15 protein-coding genes are annotated in these 19,255 nt (G+C 70.0%); 9 read left to right on the forward strand and 6 right to left on the reverse strand.

Going from position 1 to position 19,255, the window contains the following annotated elements:
- Positions 1–383 precede the first annotated feature (383 nt).
- Positions 384–1,874 carry a cellulose binding domain-containing protein gene (locus NQZ70_RS33360; RefSeq protein ID WP_272826157.1) on the forward strand — a complete coding sequence of 497 codons (1,491 nt, stop codon included), beginning with the start codon at positions 384–386 and terminating at the stop codon, positions 1,872–1,874.
- A 194-nt stretch (positions 1,875–2,068) separates the two neighbouring features.
- Complete coding sequence (locus NQZ70_RS33365) at positions 2,069–2,635, forward strand: hypothetical protein (RefSeq protein ID WP_237244266.1); 567 nt, start codon at positions 2,069–2,071, stop codon at positions 2,633–2,635.
- Between the two features lie 269 nt (positions 2,636–2,904).
- On the opposite strand, the gene NQZ70_RS33370 is transcribed toward NQZ70_RS33365, so the two are convergent.
- From NQZ70_RS33370 to NQZ70_RS33390, 5 genes are all read right to left on the reverse strand, one after another.
- A complete protein-coding gene (locus tag NQZ70_RS33370; RefSeq protein ID WP_129577842.1) occupies positions 2,905–4,506 on the reverse strand; it encodes a PAS domain-containing protein in 1,602 nt (533 codons plus the stop codon).
- A 543-nt stretch (positions 4,507–5,049) separates the two neighbouring features.
- Positions 5,050–6,012, reverse strand: a complete 963-nt coding sequence (locus tag NQZ70_RS33375) for an L-lactate dehydrogenase (RefSeq protein ID WP_129577843.1) — start codon at positions 6,010–6,012, stop codon at positions 5,050–5,052.
- 149 nt (positions 6,013–6,161) lie between these two features.
- Complete coding sequence (locus NQZ70_RS33380) at positions 6,162–7,370, reverse strand: mechanosensitive ion channel family protein (protein ID WP_129577844.1); 1,209 nt, start codon at positions 7,368–7,370, stop codon at positions 6,162–6,164.
- 48 nt (positions 7,371–7,418) lie between these two features.
- Entirely contained in the window at positions 7,419–8,048 is a 630-nt protein-coding gene (locus NQZ70_RS33385; RefSeq protein ID WP_129577845.1) for a hypothetical protein, read from the reverse strand.
- A gap of 139 nt (positions 8,049–8,187) precedes the next feature.
- Positions 8,188–9,075: a hypothetical protein gene (locus NQZ70_RS33390; protein ID WP_129577846.1), complete on the reverse strand. Its 888-nt coding sequence runs from the start codon at positions 9,073–9,075 to the stop codon at positions 8,188–8,190.
- A gap of 1,557 nt (positions 9,076–10,632) precedes the next feature.
- Between NQZ70_RS33390 and NQZ70_RS33395 the strand changes: the two genes are divergently transcribed.
- The 4 genes from NQZ70_RS33395 to NQZ70_RS33410 all read left to right on the forward strand — a co-directional run bounded on the left by NQZ70_RS33395 (position 10,633) and on the right by NQZ70_RS33410 (position 12,730).
- Positions 10,633–11,424, forward strand: a complete 792-nt coding sequence (locus NQZ70_RS33395; protein ID WP_129577848.1) for a hypothetical protein — start codon at positions 10,633–10,635, stop codon at positions 11,422–11,424.
- A gap of 103 nt (positions 11,425–11,527) precedes the next feature.
- The gene (locus NQZ70_RS33400; protein ID WP_129577849.1) at positions 11,528–11,974 is read left to right on the forward strand and encodes a CoA-binding protein; all 447 of its coding nucleotides are present in this window, start codon (positions 11,528–11,530) and stop codon (positions 11,972–11,974) included.
- A gap of 87 nt (positions 11,975–12,061) precedes the next feature.
- The gene (locus NQZ70_RS33405; RefSeq protein WP_129577850.1) at positions 12,062–12,490 is read left to right on the forward strand and encodes a hypothetical protein; all 429 of its coding nucleotides are present in this window, start codon (positions 12,062–12,064) and stop codon (positions 12,488–12,490) included.
- On the forward strand, positions 12,491–12,730 hold the full coding sequence (locus tag NQZ70_RS33410) for a hypothetical protein (protein WP_165374300.1): 240 nt from the start codon (positions 12,491–12,493) through the stop codon (positions 12,728–12,730). It abuts the gene before it with no gap.
- A 333-nt stretch (positions 12,731–13,063) separates the two neighbouring features.
- Here the strand turns inward: NQZ70_RS33410 and NQZ70_RS33415 are convergent, their stop codons facing one another.
- Positions 13,064–13,486 carry a hypothetical protein gene (locus tag NQZ70_RS33415; protein ID WP_237244267.1) on the reverse strand — a complete coding sequence of 141 codons (423 nt, stop codon included), beginning with the start codon at positions 13,484–13,486 and terminating at the stop codon, positions 13,064–13,066.
- A gap of 311 nt (positions 13,487–13,797) precedes the next feature.
- Between NQZ70_RS33415 and NQZ70_RS33420 the strand changes: the two genes are divergently transcribed.
- The 3 genes from NQZ70_RS33420 to NQZ70_RS33430 all read left to right on the forward strand — a co-directional run bounded on the left by NQZ70_RS33420 (position 13,798) and on the right by NQZ70_RS33430 (position 19,128).
- The gene (locus NQZ70_RS33420) at positions 13,798–14,826 is read left to right on the forward strand and encodes a PA0069 family radical SAM protein (protein ID WP_129577853.1); all 1,029 of its coding nucleotides are present in this window, start codon (positions 13,798–13,800) and stop codon (positions 14,824–14,826) included.
- Positions 14,827–15,172: 346 nt separating this feature from the next.
- A complete protein-coding gene (locus NQZ70_RS33425; RefSeq protein ID WP_165374301.1) occupies positions 15,173–16,219 on the forward strand; it encodes a hypothetical protein in 1,047 nt (348 codons plus the stop codon).
- Positions 16,220–16,227: 8 nt separating this feature from the next.
- Positions 16,228–19,128 (forward strand): tetratricopeptide repeat protein, encoded by a 2,901-nt coding sequence (locus tag NQZ70_RS33430; RefSeq protein ID WP_165374302.1) that lies wholly within the window; start codon positions 16,228–16,230, stop codon positions 19,126–19,128.
- Positions 19,129–19,255 lie beyond the last annotated feature (127 nt).

Genomic DNA, 19,255 nt, shown 5'->3' on the forward strand with positions numbered 1-19,255 from the left:
TCGAAGACGTCACACCGGGCCTCGCGAACAGCCGTGTCCGGCCGGCGGCCAGCGGGCTCGAAGACGAGCGCACACGCGCGCTGTGAGCGGGGCTCCAAACGCACGACGGCGGTCACCGGAGCTCGCGTCTCACACCGTGCGAGCCATTTGCACGAGCCGCGGAAACTTCGAGCGAAGTTGCGGAAATTACGACTCATCCAAACGCATCTTCGCTTCACCGATGATTCGACGTTTGCTATGATCCGTTCATCGCGGCCGTCGAGCCAGCTTTCTTAGGAAGCTCGCGGCTGCCCTTGGCCGTGCCCGTGTCGCTCCTCGCGCGCGGGGATTCGGCGCCTGGCGCAGCCACGTGATCTCAACATCACAGGACGGAGGACACTCTCATGAACATTGCCCCCTGGCAGAAGCGCTCGTTGCAGCGGCGCTCACGGTCCCGGAGCGGGAGCGATGAGCAGCGTCGAGCGAGGGATGAGCGGCTCGTCGGCGCGTCGCGCCCGCGCTCGATCGAGGCGGGCGTCGCCGGCGCTCATCGGCTGACGCGGCTCGCGCTGGCCGGGCTGCTCGCGACGCTGGGCGCGTGCGTCGCTGGAGAGGCCGGCGATGCCGAGCTGGGCGGCGAATCGCCGATGGCGGCCGAGAGCGGCCTCTCGGCCGAGCTGAGCTATCAGCCGAGCTGGGGGGGCCGCTATTGCGCCGCCGTCAAGGTGTCGAACGGCGGCGCGAGCGCGGCCACGTCCTGGAGCGTCGTCACCGACGTGAAGGACGCGACGGTGACCAGGTCCTGGGGCGCAGTGTTCTCGAGCAGCGGCACGCTCCTGACGGCGACGCCGACCCGGGGCAACGCGCGCATCGAGCCCGGCGCCTCGGTCACGTTCAACTTCTGCGCGACGGGCACCACGCGTCCGACGATCTCGTCCGTGACAGGAGGCGGAGCCTCCGGCACGACCGGCAGCGGCGGCTCGGGCGGCTCCGGCGGCTCCGGCGGCAGCGGCAGCTCCGGCGGCTCGGGCGGCTCCGGCGGCTCCGGCGGCTCGGGCGGCAGCGGCGGCAGCGGCGGCTCCGGCGGCTCGGGCGGCTCCGGCGGCTCCGGCGGCGGCAGCGCGCCGAGCGCCCTGCCAGCGGCCCGGGAGGCGTGTCCGACGATCGCCACCGGGACCATGACCTTCCTCGGCCGTGAGGTTCGCGTGTGGGCCGGCGCGAGGTCCGCCACCCCGGCGCCGGTGGTCATCTACTGGCACGCCACGAGCTCCCGCCCGCAAGAAGCGTTGGCCGGCCTCGGACAGGCCGCCATCAACGAGATCACGAGCCGCGGAGGCGTCGTGTTCGCGCCCAACGCGTACGATGGGCACGGCGGCGAGGACGGCACGCGGACCACGGGCAACAACGTGTGGTACGTGGGCGACCTCAACATCGCCGACGAGGCGCTCGCGTGCGCCATCCAGCAGCGCAATGTCGACACGCGCCGCATTCACTCGCTCGGCTTCAGCGCGGGCGGTCTGCAGGCCGCGTACATGGCCTATGCGCGATCCAACTACGTCGCGAGCGTCGTGACGTACTCGGGCGGTAACACGAGCCTCGGCGTGCCGCCCCTCCAGGATCCCAGCAACCCGCCTGCCGTCATGGCGGTCCACGGCGCGAAGGGCTCCGATGTGGTCATCATCGACTTCGCGCAGGCGAGCGCGGCGTTCGAGAACGACATCAAGGCGAAGGGGGGATTCGCCATCGACTGCGACACCGGCGGCGGGCACAGCATCCCGTCGGGCATCGCCACCTCGAGCTGGCAGTTCTTGAAGGACCACCCCTACAAGGTGCGCCCCGAGCCCTACGCGTCGGGCGTCCCGGCGAGCTTCCCGACCTATTGCAAGATCCCGTGAGCCCCGCTCCACGACGGAACGTCCAGATCGAGCGCACCGTTGGCCGCCCCACCAAAGGGTCCAGCGATGACGGCGACCGGACGGGCTCGTCGCTGCCCGCCCACGGCTCTGGCCACACCCGGGCCAGCGGCAGCTCTCTGGCCTACGCACGACGTGCGCGGTACCCTCGCTGCTGAGGGCGCTGGCACGGCTGGATGACGGACGAACCCAAGGTCAAGGGAGTGGCGTTTCGTTCCGTGTACGTGAGCCTCGGCAAGCTGCGCGGCGAGCCCCTCCAGAAGCTCAGCCTGGACGAGATGTGCGAGCCGCTGCGCGCCGGCATGCGCTATGGCAGCATCGTCTCCACCGGCTGGTACCCGATCGCCTGGTACAAGGATCTCTTCCAGGCCATCCGGCGCGCCAGCGGCGAGGGCAAAGAGCTCATCCACCAGATCGGCCGCCAGTGCACCCGCGACGACATGAGCGGCATCTACAAGGTCATCGCTGCCCTCATCTCGCCCTCCACCCTCTTCTCCCTGGGCCAGCGCGTCTTCGCCAACTACTATTCCGTCGGCCGCGTCCAGGTCCTCGAATCCCGCCGCGGCTTCACCCACGCTCGCTGGAGCGGCTGCTCCGGGTTCGACGAGAACATGTGGACCGAGGTCATCGGCTCCTGCGAACAGCTCCTCGAGATCGGCGGCGCCAGCCACGTCCGCCAGCGCATCATCGCCGGCGGCGGCGACGACGATGATCATCTCGAGTTGACCGCGCACTGGAGCTGAGGCCCCGCCGTGAGCGGCTCGACGAAGAGCGCAGAGCTTCGAGCCGAGAGGCCCCCCGAAAATACAAGAAGAGAATCCCCCTCTCGGCGTCCCTGGCGACTTGGCGGTTCATTGCTCGCTTGATCGACGCGATCGGCCTCTACGGGTGGAGCCAGGTCGCGTGAGCGCTCGCGGCCTCCACGCTCCGCGTCCGGCTGGGCCTCGCGCCCGGCCCTGCGCGGCGTGACTCTCCTCGTCACCCTCGCGGAGGATGGGAGCGCCGGCAGCGCTCAGCGGCGCCGGGGCAGCGCGCGCAGGCAGACCTCGATCCCGGCGCGGAGGTTGCCGTGCGTGGTGACGCCGGCGAGGTCGACCCCGAGGCCGCACATCGACTGGGCGACGGCGGGTCCGATGCCGGTGAGGACGCCGCTCGCGCCGAGCAGGCGGATCGCGCGGACGATGCGGACGAGGTGGTCGGCCGCCGCGGCGTCGACGCTCTCGATGCCGGTGACGTCGATGATGGCGAAGCGAGCGCCCGTGCGCACGACCTCGTCGAGGAGCTTGCCGGTGACGTCGGCCGCGCGCGCGTCGTCGAGCACGCCGATGAGGGGCACGGCGACCACGCCCTCGGCGACCTGGAGGACGGGCGTGGACAGGGCGCGGATGAGCGACTGCTGGTGCTGGATGACCGCGAGCTGATCGGCGATGGCCTGCTTCTGCCGCTCGAGCTCGGCGATGGTGGCGGCCATGTGCTCCTCGTGCTCCCGCTGCGCCGTGATGTCCGTGCCGATGGCGAGGATGTGCGCCGTGCCGTCTTGCTCGACCAGGGGCACCTTGACGATGGACATCCACCGCACCTTGCCGTTCGGGCGCGCGACGGGTTGAACCCTCGAGACCGGCTGCATGTGCGCGAGCACCTGCCGGTCCATCTCGCCGATGGTGGAGAGCTCGGCGTGGGAGGACGGCAGATCGGCGACGGTCTTGCCCACCGCCCCCTCCGGCGTGATGTCGTAGAGCTCGGCGTAGCTCTTGCTGACGAGCATCATCTTGCCGTCCCGATCCTTGACCGTGACGACGATCGGGATGGTGTCGAGCACGAGGCGGATGAACTGCCGCTCGCGCTCGAGGGCGAGCTCTGCCTGCTTGAGCTCGGTGGTATCGATCCGCAGGCCGACGAAGCTGCCGTCGGCGAGGCGGGTGCTCTTGAGGGTGAGCCAGCGGTCCCCGAACCGCCGCATGTAGACCTCCCCGGAGCGGCGATGGTCCGCGACGCGACCGGCGACCCACTCTTCTTCGCTGAGGCCGCTGTGGAGGTGGATCCCGTTTCGACAGCCCTCGCGGACGACGTCTTCGAACGTGTTGCCGATCTGGATGGCGGCGGCACATTCGGGGTAGAGCGACTTGTACGCGGTGTTGAAGAAGCAGAGCCGCTCCTCGGCATCGTAGACGACGAAGCCGACGTCGAGCGCCTCGACGGCCGCGTGCAGGCGCGCTCGTTGATCGCGCGCCGCCTGCTCGGCCCGGCGTCGCTCGGTCACGTCGCGCAGCGCGAGGAGCACGGCGGCGCACGCGCCCGCGGGGTCGACGAGCGGGCTGAGGCTCCCCTCGGCGAGGACGACGCGCTCGTCCGCGAGGTGGAGGGTGAGCTCGGGCGGCAGGGCGCGCGGGGCGCGATCGCGGAGCGCCTGCTCGAGCAGCGCGCCGAGGGGCGGATCGGGCCGCAGGGCCTCATCGACGGGCCCTCCGCGCGCCGGCGCCCCGGGCGTGGAGCAGAGGCGCTCGGCGGCGGGGTTCATCGCCAGGATCCGACCGCTTTCATCGAGCAAGAGCAGCGGGTCGACGCTGCAGGTGAAGGCGAGTGAGTAGAGATCGACAGGAGCGTCGCTAGGCATCGGGTGGGGCGTAGAGTAGAGCAAGATGTCCTCAGGGTGTCGGCCTCGGTGACCACACGACACATCCACAGACGGCCACGCTGCTGGCCGAGCCCGGCGCGGGCTCGAGCCCGTGGATCGCCGGACCATGGAGGCCGCCGGCGCGGCGTCACCTGGACCACCACGCGCCGTGGCAACACCGGTAGGTCATCGTGGCGTTGCCCGCCCATGCACCCACACACTGTGTGATCGAGCCCCGGGTCCCCCACCCCGACCCGACAGCGGTCGTATCCACGAGTCGTTGTAGGTCGTACGGAGCCGGCATGGGCGCTCCTCGGCCGCCAGCGTGGCACTTCATCGTCGGCGGAGCGATTGAGACAGCGACGATCGCCAGCGCGCGGTCGTGCTCACCGGACGGCTTCTCATGAGACAAGAGCCACAGAGACACAGAGGCAAGAGAAGAAAGATAACTAGCTTCTTCTCTCTCCTCTGTGCCCTCTGTGGTTCAAATTCTCCCCATCACCGAGCCAGGGATGCGCTCAGGCGATGCGGCGCGAGGTCGCGTCAGAAGCCGAGCGACCGGATCGCCGTGCGGATCGTGTCCGCGCTGGCGCGGACGCCGGCCTCCTCCTCGGGGCTCATCGGGATGGGCAGCTGCGACTCGACGCCGGAGCGGTTCACGACGCACGGCACGCTCAGGCACACATCGTCGATCCCGCGGTAGCCGCGGAGCAGGCTGCTGACGGGCAGCACGCGGTTCTCGTCGCGGAGCAGGGCTTCCAGGATCTTCGCGGTCGCCAGGCCGATCGCGTAGTTGGTCGCGCCCTTGCCGGAGATGACCTGGGCGGCGGCGTTCTTCACGTTCGAGAAGATCTCCGCCCGGTCGCCCGCGGTGAGCTTGCCGTGGCCGGGCACGGACCACGCGTCGAGCGGGATGTTCGCGACGCTCGCGCTGCTCCACAGCGGCACCTCGCTGTCCCCGTGCTCGCCGGCGATGTACGCGTGGACGTTCTGCACGGCCACGTTCAGCCGCCGGGCGATCAGGAAGCGAAATCGACTGCTGTCGAGCACCGTGCCGCTGCCGATGACGCGGGCGGGCGGCAAGCCGGTCAGCTTGAGCGTGACATAGGTGATCACGTCGACCGGGTTGGTGACGAGCAGGTAGAGCGCGTCGGGCGCGACGGCCTGGAGCCGCGGCAGGAGCTCGCGGCAGATAGCGACGTTCGCGATGGCGAGGTCCATCCGGCTCTGCCCGGGCTTCTGCTTCGCGCCGGCGGTGATGACGACCACGTGCGCCCCGCGGCAGACCTCGACGTCATCGCTGCCCTCGAGCGTCGCCGCCGGGACGAACTGGAGGCCGTGGTTCAGGTCGAGCACCTCGGCGTCGACCTTGGCCCGGTTCACGTCGAACAGGGCGACCTCCTTCGCCACGCCGCGGAGCAGGCACGCGTAGACGATCGTCGCGCCGACGCTGCCAGCGCCCACGACCGCGACCTTGTTGGGGGAGACGGGCTGGTTGTCAGGCATACCGCCCGGCTACCGCAGCGGCGCGACCGGACCAAGCCAAATCAGGGTGACTGCGGACCTCGGGCGGCCGCGGCGGGCGGCGGCGCCGAAGCGATCTGCGGCGGGCCGTCGCCGAAGCGATGCCGGGCGCTGGGCGCCGATCGCGGCGCTCAGCGCTCCGGGAGCGGCTCGGCGGAGCGCCCCTGCTGGCGCGGTGCTGCCGCGTCGGCCTTGCCGCTCGCGGCGGCGGGCGCCGGGGCGGCCGGCACCGCGACGATCGCCGGCAGGACCACCGGAGCCACCGTCGGATCGACGGGGGCGCGCGGGTCGAGGATGCGCGGATCGACGGCGAGGCCCGGCTGCGCTGCGGCGGGGCTGAGGGCGACGCCTTCCTCGCGGCAGGCGCGGAAGAACGCCTTCATCAGCTCGGATTCCAGGAGATCGTGGCGCTCGAAGTCGGCGATCCAGAACTTGATGACATAGCGCTGGAAGAGGGGAGTGACGGCCGCGAGCCAGAGCCTGGGCGGCGGCTCGCGGAGGATGTCCGGCACCTGCGCATAGGCGCGCTGCGCCGCGCGCTCCACGGCCTCGGGGGCGGCGCCGAGGGCGACGAGCATCTCGATGTTGCGCGCGCAGGTCCGGGTCGGCGCGCAGAAGTTCTGCACGCGCGCCTTGGCGATGATCGAGTTCGGCAGGATCACGATGTCTCCGGAGAACGTCCGGAGGCGGGTCGAGCGCCATCCCACGTAGACGACCTGCCCCTCGATCCCGTCGACGAGGATCCAGTCGCCGACGCCGAACGAGCGCTCGGAGTGCAGGGCGAGCCCGGCGAAGAGGTTGCCGAGGGTGTCCTGGAGCGCGAGGCCGAGGACGACCGTGATGACGGTCGAGGTCGCGAGCAGCGGCACGAGGTCGACGCCGGTGACCGCGCCGACGATGGAGAGGCCGGCGACGAGGTAGAGGATCGTGAGCAGGAGGTGCCGGACGAGGGCCGGGAGCTGCACCTTCCGGCGCTCGGCGAGCCAGTAGTCGATGACCATGGTCTCGGCGATCTCGATGGCCAGGTACGACGCGAGGGCGAGCTCCAGGAGGAGCACGCCTTTGAGGAGCGTGGGCAGCTCGCCGCCGCGCAGGGCGATGAACGTGTGCAGCGCGAGCAGCGCGACGAGCAGGCGCGCCGGCAGCCGAATGCGCCGGAGGAGGAGGTCGTCGAGCGACGTCTGGGTCGCGCGGGCGGCGCGCGAGAGCAGGGCGAAGAGCAGGCGGTAGGCGAAGAACCCGAGCGCGAGGACGGCGATGGCCGCGCCGAGCGCGACGGGCAGCGAGGTGGGGTGGCGGAAGAGGTCGGCCCAGAGCGCGGGGAGCCGGTCGAGGTTCACGCGGGGGAGTCTGCCACAGGAGGGCCGCCGCCACGCCGGCGACCGCGGCTAGCCGGCGCTGCCCGCGTGGCTCATCCACGAGATCAGCGCGAACAGCGCGAGCGCGACGAGGAAAAAGCCATAGGTGGCGGAGTTCGCCCTCTTCGCCCAGCGGAGCGCGTCGGCCGCCGGCACGCGGCGCCGAGCGCTTCGCGCCTCGATCCACACCGAGGCGAAGAAGAAGGGCACACAGAGGAAGGCCCCGGCGGCGAGCACGCGCCAGCCCTCCTCCACGGGGCCTAGCCAGGGAGCCGAGATCGGCAGCAGGAGCAGGGAGGCGGCCGGTCCGAGATCATCGCGAGCCATCGACAGGATCGGCCCTACGGTCATCTCGAGGACCGTCAGGAGAGCCCACGTGATCGGGATCCCCGCGAGCGTGGACCATGCGTTCGCCACCAGAGAGAGCTTGATCGCGTCTCGCGTCGGCAGGCGCAGGACCCGGCGAGCCACGGCGGCCTCGACGAGCACGACGGGGACGAAGGCTATCCCCGATGCGGGCCACGCGAAGACGATCATCGGGATGCCGGCGTTCGCGAGGGCGGCCTTCGGCCAGAGCAGGATCGCGGCGCCGGACAGGAGTCCGATGGCTATGGCGAGCCGGCGACATGCGTCTTGGGAGCTAGGGACAGCGAAAGACATGCGGAGCGCAACGTCAGCCCGGGGCGCCTGGAGACGGTCGAGGTTCACGTCGCGGAGTGTGCCACGAGCGGCGGACGGGGAGCTGCGCTGAGCTGGATACCGTCGCGCCGCTGCATCCACGGCGGCGGGGGCGGGTCGATCAGCGCGGGGGTGCAGGGAGCGGCTGGCAGCAGAAGGTCGAGGGATGCGTGGGGGTGGCTTTCCCGAGCAGCTCTCCGCCGCTGGCCTCGCACGTGCCGGGGTGGTGCGTGGTCCATGTCGCGCTCATGCTCTTGAGCGCGACGCCGGCCATGACGTCGACGCACAGCCCTGCCTCGGTGCCGACCGCGTGCGAGGCGAACGCGTCGGTGCACGCGTCATCGGCGTAGGCGGAGACGGAGGCGGAACAGGAGCTCTCCCCCGTCGGGGTGCACGCGCACGGCGTGCATTCGCGGGTGTCTTCGAAGTCCCTGTAGAACACGTGCATGAGCGGGTAATCGTCCGGGCACACCGGCTCGCCGCCGCCCAGGTACATGATGCACTGCCGGAAGCCGGGTGGCGGGGGCTCCGGTGCTGGCCAGCACTTCTCTCCGGTAGGGCATACGGGCTCATCTGTGTCTCCGAAGACTTCTTCGTCGTCCGGCGCGATCGGGTCGCCCTTGCATGCGCGAGCGAAGGTCTTCCAGGGGGAGATGAACCCGTCTCTGGCGCTTCGGCGCGGCACCGGCTCGGGCTCGATCGGCTCGCATGCCGTCACCGTGACCGGCGCAATCACGACCGAAGCCAGCCGTTCATCCGGGACCGCGGTCGCCGCGACGCAGGATCCGTCCCAGCCCGCAGGAGCACCGAAGGCCGTGAACGTCGGGCCCTGGCAGAGAGGGACGTCGCTCGCCCTCAAGACGGACGGCAGCCCGCAGGTCGGTTCGCTGCACCGGCAAGCGGGACAGTCGAAGGGGACGTCCAGATCCGCGTGGCCCTCGTAGACCTTCGCCGGGGCGCTCACAGGCGGACATTCGGGCGCCGACAGCTCGCTGCCGATGTAGAGCAAGACCGGATCCGTGAAGCCCAGCGGCGGAACAGGGGTGCACTCGCAGGGGCAAGAGAGGGTTTCCCGGCAGTCGTAGGAGGACGGGGAGCCGCAACCCTGCCACAGAGCCGCAGTACATGCGGCCACGACAAAGACTCCTGAGGAACGCCGCGCCATGAGGGTAGCCTATCGCACGCGCCCTCGTGGATCCAGATGGAGCGCTCCAGTGAGACTGCAAGCACGGCATTACGTCGAGAGGCGACAACTTTCCATGACGAATCGCGAACGGTGAAGGATTACGCGCGGATGGGACGTCGCCGCGTGCAGGTAAGGGCGGGCTGGGGTGCTTCGCTGAGCTCGCAGGACCGTGGGGCGTCGACGGAGCAAGGGGAGAGGAGGGGCGGGTGGACGTCCTCCCGGCGGGATCGGCTGCTCCACGGGCGCGCGGTTCGGCGGCGCCGATGCACAGGCGATCGATGCGCGAAGCAGGGGGAGACTCGATGGATCGGAGGCCGTCGGGCGGTCGATGGCAGCACGCATGAACAGAGCCGCGGCGCGCGAGTGAAGTTAGCGAGTCAGCACCGACGCATTTTGATTCATGGACCGCCGCCTTTCTGCGACGGATAGACGATTCCTTCGCGAGCGGCGCAGTGCCGATCACCATTGCTTCAGTACGGACGCCACCTTTCTGCGGCGGAGAGAAGGAGTGGGCATGGCTCATGCCGTCATGGTCTCTCGGCTTCAATGGGGCCGCCGCCTCTCAGCGGCGGAAGGGTCGCCACCGCCTTCCGCCCCGTCATCCTGGCCGTGGGGCTTCAATGGGGCCGCCGCCTTTCAGCGGCGGAAATTATGCCAGGAAGTCGACCCGGGCGACTGGCGCGTCGTGCTTCAATGGGGCTGCCGCCTTTCAGCGGTGGAAACCGCAGTCGCTCGTGATCGACGGGCTTGGCGCGATCGAGCTTCAATGAGGCCGCCGCCTTTCAGCGGCGGAAAGCACAAGAGCAACTATTGGGTGACGTATCAGCAGCCGGCTTCAATGGGGCCGCCGGAGGCCGCCCCGCGCGCCCCCGGTCATCCCCAAATCCATCGTCATTTCAAACACCTGCCGGCCTTGCGAGCGCCCCCCGGCTTTTCCGCTCCACTCCACCGCTCGCAACCGGTGCTCCCGCCCTCTTCTACCACGCCCTCTCCTCCCCTCGGCCAGCCCTTCCGTTCTCCTCGGCCGCTTTGCCGCTCCCCGGGCGGCTCCCCCGCCCATCTCTCCCTCCTCCCCTCCCCACATCCCCGCCCCTCTTCTCTCGATCCCCGCCCTCCCGCACTCGATCCCCGTCTCCCGCGACCTCCACCCCCACCTCCCTCTCGTCATCCCCCAACCCCCTTCACTCGATCCCCATCTCCCCCGATTCGATCCCCCGCGCCGGCACCTCCCTCCCCCCGGGTACTCCGCCCCGCCGACCGGGGGCGCCCCTCGCCCGCCCTGGGTTTCCCCTTCCCGGCCCCGGCGCTCTCCTGCTCTGCCCTGGTGGACGCGTCCCCCGACCCCGTACAGTCGTCTTCCACGGGAGGTCCTCATTCCTCATGGCCCGGTTGACGCTCCGGCAGAAGGCGGTGCGGGTGCTCCAGCTGCTGATGGGCCTTCGCAGGGACGAGATCGCCGCGGCGCTCGTCGCGCACGGCTTCACCGACGCCGACCTCGCCGAGGGGTGGCGCCTCCTCCAGGGCCTCACGCGCCCCCGGCTCGACATCGACGTGCGCCCCAGCGCTCCCGAACCCGACCTCATCGCCGCGCTCGACGGCTGGGAGAACCGGTGGTTTCCCATCGCCGCGGCGACCCTCAAGCGCCGTCACCCCGAGGTCCATGCCTGGATGTTCAGGAACCTCGGCCAGACCGAGGGCGCGGCCGTCGTCGTGTCCGTCGGCACCTTCGTCGAGCGCTGGGACCAGCTCGCCAGGCGCAAGGACAAGGGCGGCCCCGGACGAGACGGCCGCGAAGCCAGGAAGCTCCTCGCCTGGCGCGGGATCACCAGAGAGGTCGTCGACGAGGCCAGGGAGCTCCTCGCCCGCGCCGAGAAGGTCGAGCCCGCCGGGGATCGGTCGCCGGCAGACCCCGAAAACGACGGCGAGCAGGCCGAAGCCGACCTCTGGGGCTGGTACCTGGAATGGAGCGCCGTCGTCCGATCGGCCATCCAGGATCGCAAGCTCCTCCGCGAGCTCGGCTACCTCCGCCCGAGCGGCCGCCCCAGCGGCGGCACGACGCCCGCCGCGCAGCCCCCGAGAGGCTCGGTCGAACCACGAGAAGACGAAAGCGACTCGCCCCCACGCCCCAGGCCGACACGCCCCCGTGCCTCCGCCGGCCGCCGCCCCCGCTGAACGCAGCGGTCCCAGCGCCGGGCGCCGCCCAGGCCCCACGCCTCCGGCTCTCCAGCACGCCGTCCCGGGTGCCGCGCCGGCTCGGCGGACGTACACTCCCCCCATGAACGACATCCGCGACATCAGCCACGACGAGGCCCGGGTGGCGGAGCTTGTCCGCTCCGCGCGGCGCGTCGCCGTGCTCGGCATCAAGACCGAGGCGCAGGCGGATCAGCCCGCCTTCTACGTCCCGAGCTACCTCAAGAGCGCAGGCGTCGAGGTGATCCCCGTCCCCGTCTACTACCCCGACGTGAAGACCATCCTCGGCCAGCAGGTCTACCGCCGCGTCGCGGACGTCCCGGGCCCCATCGACATCGTCGACGTCTTCCGGCGCGGCCAGGACGTCGCCGCGCACCTCGACGACCTGCTCGCCGCCCGGCCGCGCGCCGTCTGGCTGCAGAGCGGCATCCGGAGCGACGCGGTGGCCGAGCGGCTGATCGAGGCCGGCGTCCTCGTCGTGCAGGACCGCTGCCTCATGGTCGACCACCGCCGCTTCGCCGCGCGGGGCTGAGGTCGGCTGACCGCGCGGTCGATGGGAGCGATCCGGGTAGCGCTCCGGTCATGCTCCTCGGCGTCGGAATCGCGAGCCGGTCACTCGATGCAGCACATCGTGCCGGTCCAGTGCTTTCCCGCGCCGGTGCAGGTGCCCGAGGTCCCGGTCGTGCACGCCGACGCCTCGACGCAGCAATCGGTTCCCGTCCAGTGCTCCTTCGTGTCCGAGCCCCCGCAGGCGCTCGACGTCCCGCTCGTACAGATCGACGCCTCGACGCAGCAGTTGGTTCCCGTCCAGTGCTCCTTCGTATCCGAGCCCCCGCAGGCGCTCGACGTCCCGTTCGCACAGACCGACGCCTCGACGCAGCAATCGGTTCCCGTCCAGTGCTCCTTCGTGTCCGAGCCCCCGCAGGCGCTCGACGTCCCGTTCACGCACATGGACTGGTTGTCGACGCAGCAGTTGGTTCCCGTCCAGTGCTCCTTCGTGTCCGAGCCCCCGCAGGCGCTCGACGTCCCGTTCACGCACGTGGGCTGATTGTCGACGCAGCACTCGGTTCCCGTCCAGTGCTCCTTCGTGTCCGAGCCCCCGCAGGCGCTCGACGTCCCGTACGTGCAGGTCGGCGACGTGCTGACACAGCACTCGGTTCCCGTCCAGCTCTCGGCGGGATCGCTCCCGCCGCACGACCCCGACGTGCCGCTGACGCAGACCGTGACGGCAGCCGCCGCCTCGCCCAAGTCCTCCACGGGGACGCTCTCTTCAGAGCTCCCGCCGTAGCAAGCTGAAGCGCTCAACGCTGCAACAAAAAGCGCTGTCCATCGAACCCAATGCGTCATAACGACATTCTCCGGCGGTCGTGCCTCGCGACCACAACCCCTTCATCACAGGGATGTCACGCGACGAGGCAGAGCAGATCGAGTGAAATGTGCTGCCCAGTATGGGCCGTGCATCGTGTGCAGTCGTCGGGCTGCTAACATCGGGCTGCTAACATGGTCCAGCTCGCCCGTCAAACGCTCTCACGTCGACCCTCGCAGCGGCCCCCCCGCCATCGCTCGCCGAGCGCCGCGCTCGGCTTCCTTCGCGCCGCACCCATGAATCTGCTCGCCCCCGCTACAGCGGCCGGTGCTGCGTCCCCTTGCCGTACGTGATCGCCAGCATGTCCCCCGGCTCCCGGACGATGAACCGGTGCCACGCGCCCTGCGGGACCTTGCACGCCGTGCGCGCGCGCAGCTCGACCACCCGCTCGCCGCCCTGCTCTTGCAGCACGATGTCGCTCGCGCCCGACAGGAGGACCAGGATCTCGTCGCCGGCCGGGTGCATCTCCCATTGCTGCATGTCCTCGGCGAGGTGAAACGTCGTCACCAGCCAGCCGCCTGCCTCCGCGACCCGCCGGATGTCCGCGGCCTTCGAATCGCCGGACATGAGCTCTTGCCAGAACGTCGGCCTCACCTCGATGGGCAACGCGTCGCCCCCGTCCGCGAGGTGCAGGTAGGTGCTGCGGAAATCGAACCCGGGCTGTCTCGGATTGGCCATCTTGTCCCTCTCGTCGCTGCTGGACGCGCCCATGCGAGCAGGGCCCCCCCTGCCCTGTCAATCCGCTCTCCCCGTCGCGCGCTCCGCGCCTCTGCCGCCGCGCCCTCACGCCTCTCCGCGGCGTCCTCCGCGTCCTTCACCCCCTTCCCGCCGCGCCCGCCGCCGCGCGTCGACGCCCCGCCGCTCCTCTCTCCACCGAGCCCGCCACGCCGGCGCTCACCGGGCACACCTGAACAAACGCTCCCACCCTACCCACGACCGCGCTACACTCACGGCGCGCCGCCCGCCCCTCGCCCGGCGCGCCCCGCACCATGCCGCGCCCCGTGAACAACCCTCCGAACCCGTGGTCGTCGACGCAGGTCGAGTACCTCGAAGAGGCGCCCCCGGCGACGCTGCAGGTCTTCGAGGAGCAGGCCCGCTCCATCATCACCGCGAACGACAGCCCCGATCTCCCGTTCCGGTACAGCGTCAACCCGTACCGGGGCTGCATCCACGCCTGCGCCTACTGCTACGCCCGGCCGTCGCACCAGTACCTCGGATGGGGCGCCGGCACGGACTTCGACCGCAAGATCGTGGTCAAGGCGAACGCGCCCGAGCTGCTCGAGAAGGAGCTCGACAAGCCGGGCTGGCAGGGCGACACGATCGTGTTCTCCGGCAACGTCGATTGCTACCAGCCGCTCGAGGCGAGCTACGAGCTCACCCGCCGCTGCCTCGAGGTGTGCCTCGCGTTCAGGAACCCGGTCGGGCTCATCACGAAGGGCGCGCTGGTGCGCCGCGACGCCGCGCTGCTCGGCGAGCTGGCGCGCCGGGCCCGCGCCCGCGTCCACTTCAGCATCCCGTTCGCCGACGACGCGGTGGCGCGCAAGATGGAGCCGTATGCGAGCCGCTCGTCGCTGCGCTTCGAGGCGATGCGGGCGCTCTCGGACGCGGGGGTGCCGACGGGGATCTCGCTGTCGCCGATGATCCCTGGCCTGAACGACAGCGATGTCCCGGAGCTCTTGGAGCGCGCCCGGGACGCTGGCGCGGAGAGCGCGTTCATGATGCCGCTGCGCCTACCGCGCGAGGTGCTCCCGGTCTTCGACGAGCGCCTCGAGGAGGCGTTCCCGGACCGCGCCGGCAAGGTGCGCCGCGGCATCCAGGAGATGCGCGGCGGCAAGATGAACGAGGCCGCCTTCGGGGCGCGCTTCCAGGGCGCGGGCCCGCGCTGGGCGGCGATCCTGCGGCTGTTCGAGGTGCACTGCCAGCGCCTCGGGCTGAACGCCGCGCGCGAGCGCGAAGAGGCAGACGAGCGCTCGACCTTCCGACGGCCGAGCCGGCAGGGGACGCTGTTCGACCTGTGACGGAGAGCATGAGCTCGTGCCGGCCGGTTCGGTCACGACGCCCCCTCGAGGGTGCTGGACCTCCGAGGCATCACCCTTTCCCTGAAGGCGCGAGAGGATAGGCCCCGCGCGCTGCAACTCTTCGACGGCATCGAGCTCAATCACGCTGTTGGACAGCAGCAAGGCGCTCGGTACCAGCCGCGGGTCTTGTCTCCGCGCACATCGTCCCGTCAGGGCCGTCGACGATGACCTGCTCACCGTCCGTAGCGCGGACTGCCTGGTGCCTCCGTCCCTGAAGGCCCCCTGTGAGGCGTCGGATGCCCCCTTCACGAAGTAGGACGAGCGGTGATAGCCTCCGCGGACAGCCGTGAGTGCATCGAAACGCCCTCCTTTGACCGGCGGCGGTCTCTTTTCTGCGGCGTCAGAATTTGCCGCATTCCTCTCGGATACAGGGCTGGATCCGAACGGACCGGTCGCGCTGCCGGCGCGCAATTTTCTCCTCGACGAGGGTGTCTCCCCCTCGCGTGTCGAGCGCTACCGTGACAAGGGGGGCGTCGCCGCGCACGGCGATATCCGCGCGTGGCTGAGCGCGCATCAGACGTACCTTGCTGAGCACGTGTTCCGTCCACATGGCGGCACGGTGCCGACGTTGATCGATCCCGCGGACCCGGATGAATGCCCCGAGACCTTCGCCGACATCGACCCAGGCTCGCCGTTCCTCGCGACCGATCCCAGGATTCACCTGGTTCGTACGCTCGAGATCGGCACCGTCGCCAGCCTGAGCAAGCAACCCGCGGAGGAGATCCGGACGGTCGCCGAGGCGCTCGTGAGCGCGCCCGGCGCCGATCGCGCCCGCACTCGCATGGACGACATCCTCCACGAGTTCGCTCGACACTGCGATCTCCGGCCCGCCTTCGCTGCCTTCTGGGAGGATGTATCGGATCTGTTCGGCAGGACGCCGGCAGACGATGCCCTCGGCTGGACCGACACGCTTCGCGATCGCTGCGGCCTCTCCCATATGGATCCCGGGGCACGCCGCGCCCCAATTTCCGTGCTCATCTTCCGCTATCCCGTCGCGGACGTGCCGCGTCGCCGCGGGATGCGGGCAACACAACCGCTCATCCCGCCCACGGTACTCGACTGCGATCCGTCGCCACCTTTCTGCCCGGCGCCACGCACCAGCCCGAGCGGCATCACCGTGGACCTGAGCGGCACGTCCGGCGTGTCGCGCCGGGAGGTGCTCCATCCTTTCACAGCTTTCCGTGCCGCACACGTCTTCCGGGTAGGAACCATCCGGCGCCCGGTGGATCTCAACCTCCTCCACACGGCGCGCGGCTTGCACCTCCTCGAAGTGCGCGATCTGAGCCGACGTCCCGATTACGCCGCAGGCACCGACGGAGACTTGATAGGATGACAGGCTGGATGGATCAGGTCTTCGAGGGAGCGCCGGTTCCGCCGTGGCTTCGCCGCTTCGAGCAGGAGCCTGTCGAGGCGCTCCATGATCTCCTGCTCGGGGTCGCCGAGCTCGGGCACCTCGCCGTCGCCGAGCCGGAGCAGCTCCTCCTCGACTGGATCGAGGCGCTGGGCACGACGAGCGCTTTCCCGCGGAGGGTCGACCAGGCGCTCGCGGCCTGGATCGAGCGCTCCTTTGGAGATCCGCTGCTGGGCCCGCCGCCCGGCAGCGCCGCCCGCACTGCGCTCGCGTGGTGCCGGGCCGCCGACGTCATCGCCTCGGAGCCCAAACTCCGCGAGGCCGCATCGACGTTGAAGGAGCGGATGCTGCGCGAGCGGCACTTCCTCGGCGCACTGTCCGAGGGAGCATCGCGCGATCCGCTGGGTCGAGCCTGGGTCGCCCTCGCCCGGCATCAGGAGGATCGCAGCCTGGTCGAGCACTGGTGGCAACTCTGCCACCTACCTCCGGACGAGCCCTGGTACCGCGGTGCCCATGGGATTCACGGCCTGCGCGGGCTTCCGCCCCTGCCGGAGGAGGCGCACCGCGCTGGAGGGTTCCCCGTGGAGGTCGCGCGCGGCCTCGTGCTGCTCGGAACCGGGCTGGCACAGCGCGCGGACGAGCGCTGGCTGCGGCCGGAGATTGCGCGGGACGAGTTCCTGAGGACCGCGCGGCTCACCATGGCGGCGTATCCGTTGCCGGAAGCGTGGGCGGCCTTCTGGGACGACGCTTTGCAACGACCGGCGGGAGAGTTCCTGCAAGGCTGGCTTCGTTCGCTTTCGCAGGCGGCCGGCGCGCGTCGCGGCGCTGCACGGGCCTGGCCGATGATGGATCCACGATCGGAGGAAGCAAAGCTGATTGCACAGCAGCTCGCCAGAGGCGGCGCCGGCTTCGAGGCGGCCGTCACGAAGGCGACCATCTTGCTGCGCCACCAGCAGCGTTATGCAGAGATGACGGGGAACGACTACTATTTCGTCCGCTCATCCTGCAACTTCGCCGCGAGGATTGGCAAGCGCAAGGCCGACCTTGCCTTATCCTGGCTGCGCTCGGCCCGGCGTTTCGACCCTTGGAACGCCCACACCTGGACTCAAGAGGCGCAGATACTGCTTGCCAAGCGCCGTCTGGATGAAGCCCTCCGCACTGCATGGGAGGCCACCGAACGCTTCCCCGATGATGAGGTCGCACATAACGTCCTGGCGGAGGTGCTGCGCGCGCAGGGAAGGCTCGACGAAGCCGAGGCACAGTACCGCCTCGCCATCGAACGCTTCCCTGACGACGAGGTCGCGTATAGTGGCCTTGCGGAGGTGTTGCGCGCGCAGCGAAGACTTGACGAAGCCGAGGCACAGTACCGCCTCGCCATCGAACGCTTCCCTGATGACGAGTTCGCATATGGCGGCCTGGCGGGCGTGCTGCGCGCGCAGGGAAGGCTCGACGAAGCCGAGGCACAGTACCGCCTCGCCATCGAACGCTTCCCTGATAACGAGGTCGCATGTGGCGGCCTGGCAGAGATGCTGCGCGCGCAGGGAAGGCTCGACGAAGCCGAGGCACAGTACCGCCTCGCCATCGAACGCTTCCCTGACGACGAGGTCGCATACAATGGCTTTGCGGAGTTCTTGCGCGCGCAGGGAAGGCTCGACGAAGCCGAGGCACAGTACCGCCTCGCCATTGAACGCTTCCCAGACGACAAGGTCGCATACAATGGCCTTGCCGAGGTCTTGCGCGCGCGGCGAAGACTTGACGAAGCCGAGGCACAGTACCGCCTCGCCATCGAACGCTTCCCTGATGACGAGTTCGCACATGGCGGCCTGGCGGGCGTGCTGCGCGCGCAAGGCAAGCTCGACGAAGCCGAGGCACAGTACCGCCTCGCCATCGAACGCTTCCCTTATAACGAGGTCGTACACGACGGCCTGCCGGGCGTGCTGCGCGCGCTGGGAAGGCACGATGAAGCCGAGGCACAGCATTCCCGAGCCAACGTCCCGAAGCCGCTCAAAGCCAGCGAGGGCGCGACGATTCGACCGACCGTACAGGATGAGTTAGGAATGCCGCTATCAGGGCAGGATACGGGCGCGAGCGCATCCACCGCTACCCTTCCCACCGCAGCCCTTCGCCATCGCCTCACCTCGAACGAGGTGGAGATCCTCCTCACCGATGCGAGTCTGCTCCGGAGGTGGGCCCGGCACCTCGGCGTCACGTCCGCGTTGACGTCCGGCGATCTGCGCGATCGAGCTCGCAACATCCTCCAGCGACTCGAAAAAACGGATTCCTATGATCACCGCGCGGCCGGCGAGCGCGGGCTGCTCGTGCTCGCAGAGGGCGAGGTCGAGCACGCCGTCGCGCTGCTCCGAGAGGCCGTACGCCGCTTCCCCGGGAGCGCGCGGGTACGCTATGCGCTCGCCCGTGCAGAACGGCAGCGCGCAGAGCGGGAGAGACGCCGCCTCGACCCGGCGAAGCCCGATGCGCTGGTCGTGCCGTGGCGGCAGCTCGAGCGCATCGCTCCAATTTGCAGGCCTGTCCACTTCCTCGGTGAGGGGCGCGCGTGGCTCGCGCAGATCGACGGGACAACCGTGGAGGAAGGGGCGCGCAAGGCGTTCGGGGAGCTCGCCTTCTGGCTTCGCGCGCGGGTCCAGAACGCCGGCGTGGAGGAAGCGCACGATCAAGCGCCGGAGGTGTTGCGAGCCAGAGTCCGTCCTTCGGGAAATGACTTTCAGTGCTGGTGGGCACGCGAGGTGCAAATCCACCTCTTCGGTGCGGCGAAGGTCGAGCGCGCGGAAGACCTGAGTAGCCTCGATGAGGTCCGAGAGCGGCTCGCCAACTATGGGCCGGCGCTCGATGAGCTGGAAGAGAGCTGGGTAAGGCGCCACGCACCTCCGTAGCGGCGGCACGTGAAGACCCGCACCCCGGTGGTCGCCACGGCAGTGCGGTAAAAGCGCAGCTTCACAGTACGAAGAGCTCCTTCGCAGCGCCGTTGCGCCTGCCCTCCCTCGAGCCCGGTCAGGGCGC

It is taken from the genome of Sorangium sp. So ce836 (assembly GCF_028553905.1).
GTDB classification, from domain to species: domain Bacteria; phylum Myxococcota_A; class Polyangia; order Polyangiales; family Polyangiaceae; genus Sorangium; species Sorangium cellulosum_D.

Excerpts from the sequence above, each read along its gene's own strand:
- NQZ70_RS33370 (WP_129577842.1), bottom strand. The coding sequence starts at position 4,506 with ATGCCTAGCGACGCTCCTGTCGATCTCTACTCACTCGCCTTCACCTGC.
- NQZ70_RS33420 (WP_129577853.1), top strand. The coding sequence starts at position 13,798 with ATGCCGCGCCCCGTGAACAACCCTCCGAACCCGTGGTCGTCGACGCAG.
- NQZ70_RS33360 (WP_272826157.1), top strand. The coding sequence starts at position 384 with ATGAACATTGCCCCCTGGCAGAAGCGCTCGTTGCAGCGGCGCTCACGG.
- NQZ70_RS33365 (WP_237244266.1), top strand. The coding sequence starts at position 2,069 with ATGACGGACGAACCCAAGGTCAAGGGAGTGGCGTTTCGTTCCGTGTAC.
- NQZ70_RS33415 (WP_237244267.1), bottom strand. The coding sequence starts at position 13,486 with ATGGCCAATCCGAGACAGCCCGGGTTCGATTTCCGCAGCACCTACCTG.
- NQZ70_RS33375 (WP_129577843.1), bottom strand. The coding sequence starts at position 6,012 with ATGCCTGACAACCAGCCCGTCTCCCCCAACAAGGTCGCGGTCGTGGGC.
- NQZ70_RS33395 (WP_129577848.1), top strand. The coding sequence starts at position 10,633 with ATGGCCCGGTTGACGCTCCGGCAGAAGGCGGTGCGGGTGCTCCAGCTG.
- NQZ70_RS33400 (WP_129577849.1), top strand. The coding sequence starts at position 11,528 with ATGAACGACATCCGCGACATCAGCCACGACGAGGCCCGGGTGGCGGAG.
- NQZ70_RS33385 (WP_129577845.1), bottom strand. The coding sequence starts at position 8,048 with ATGTCTTTCGCTGTCCCTAGCTCCCAAGACGCATGTCGCCGGCTCGCC.
- NQZ70_RS33405 (WP_129577850.1), top strand. The coding sequence starts at position 12,062 with ATGCAGCACATCGTGCCGGTCCAGTGCTTTCCCGCGCCGGTGCAGGTG.
- NQZ70_RS33430 (WP_165374302.1), top strand. The coding sequence starts at position 16,228 with ATGGATCAGGTCTTCGAGGGAGCGCCGGTTCCGCCGTGGCTTCGCCGC.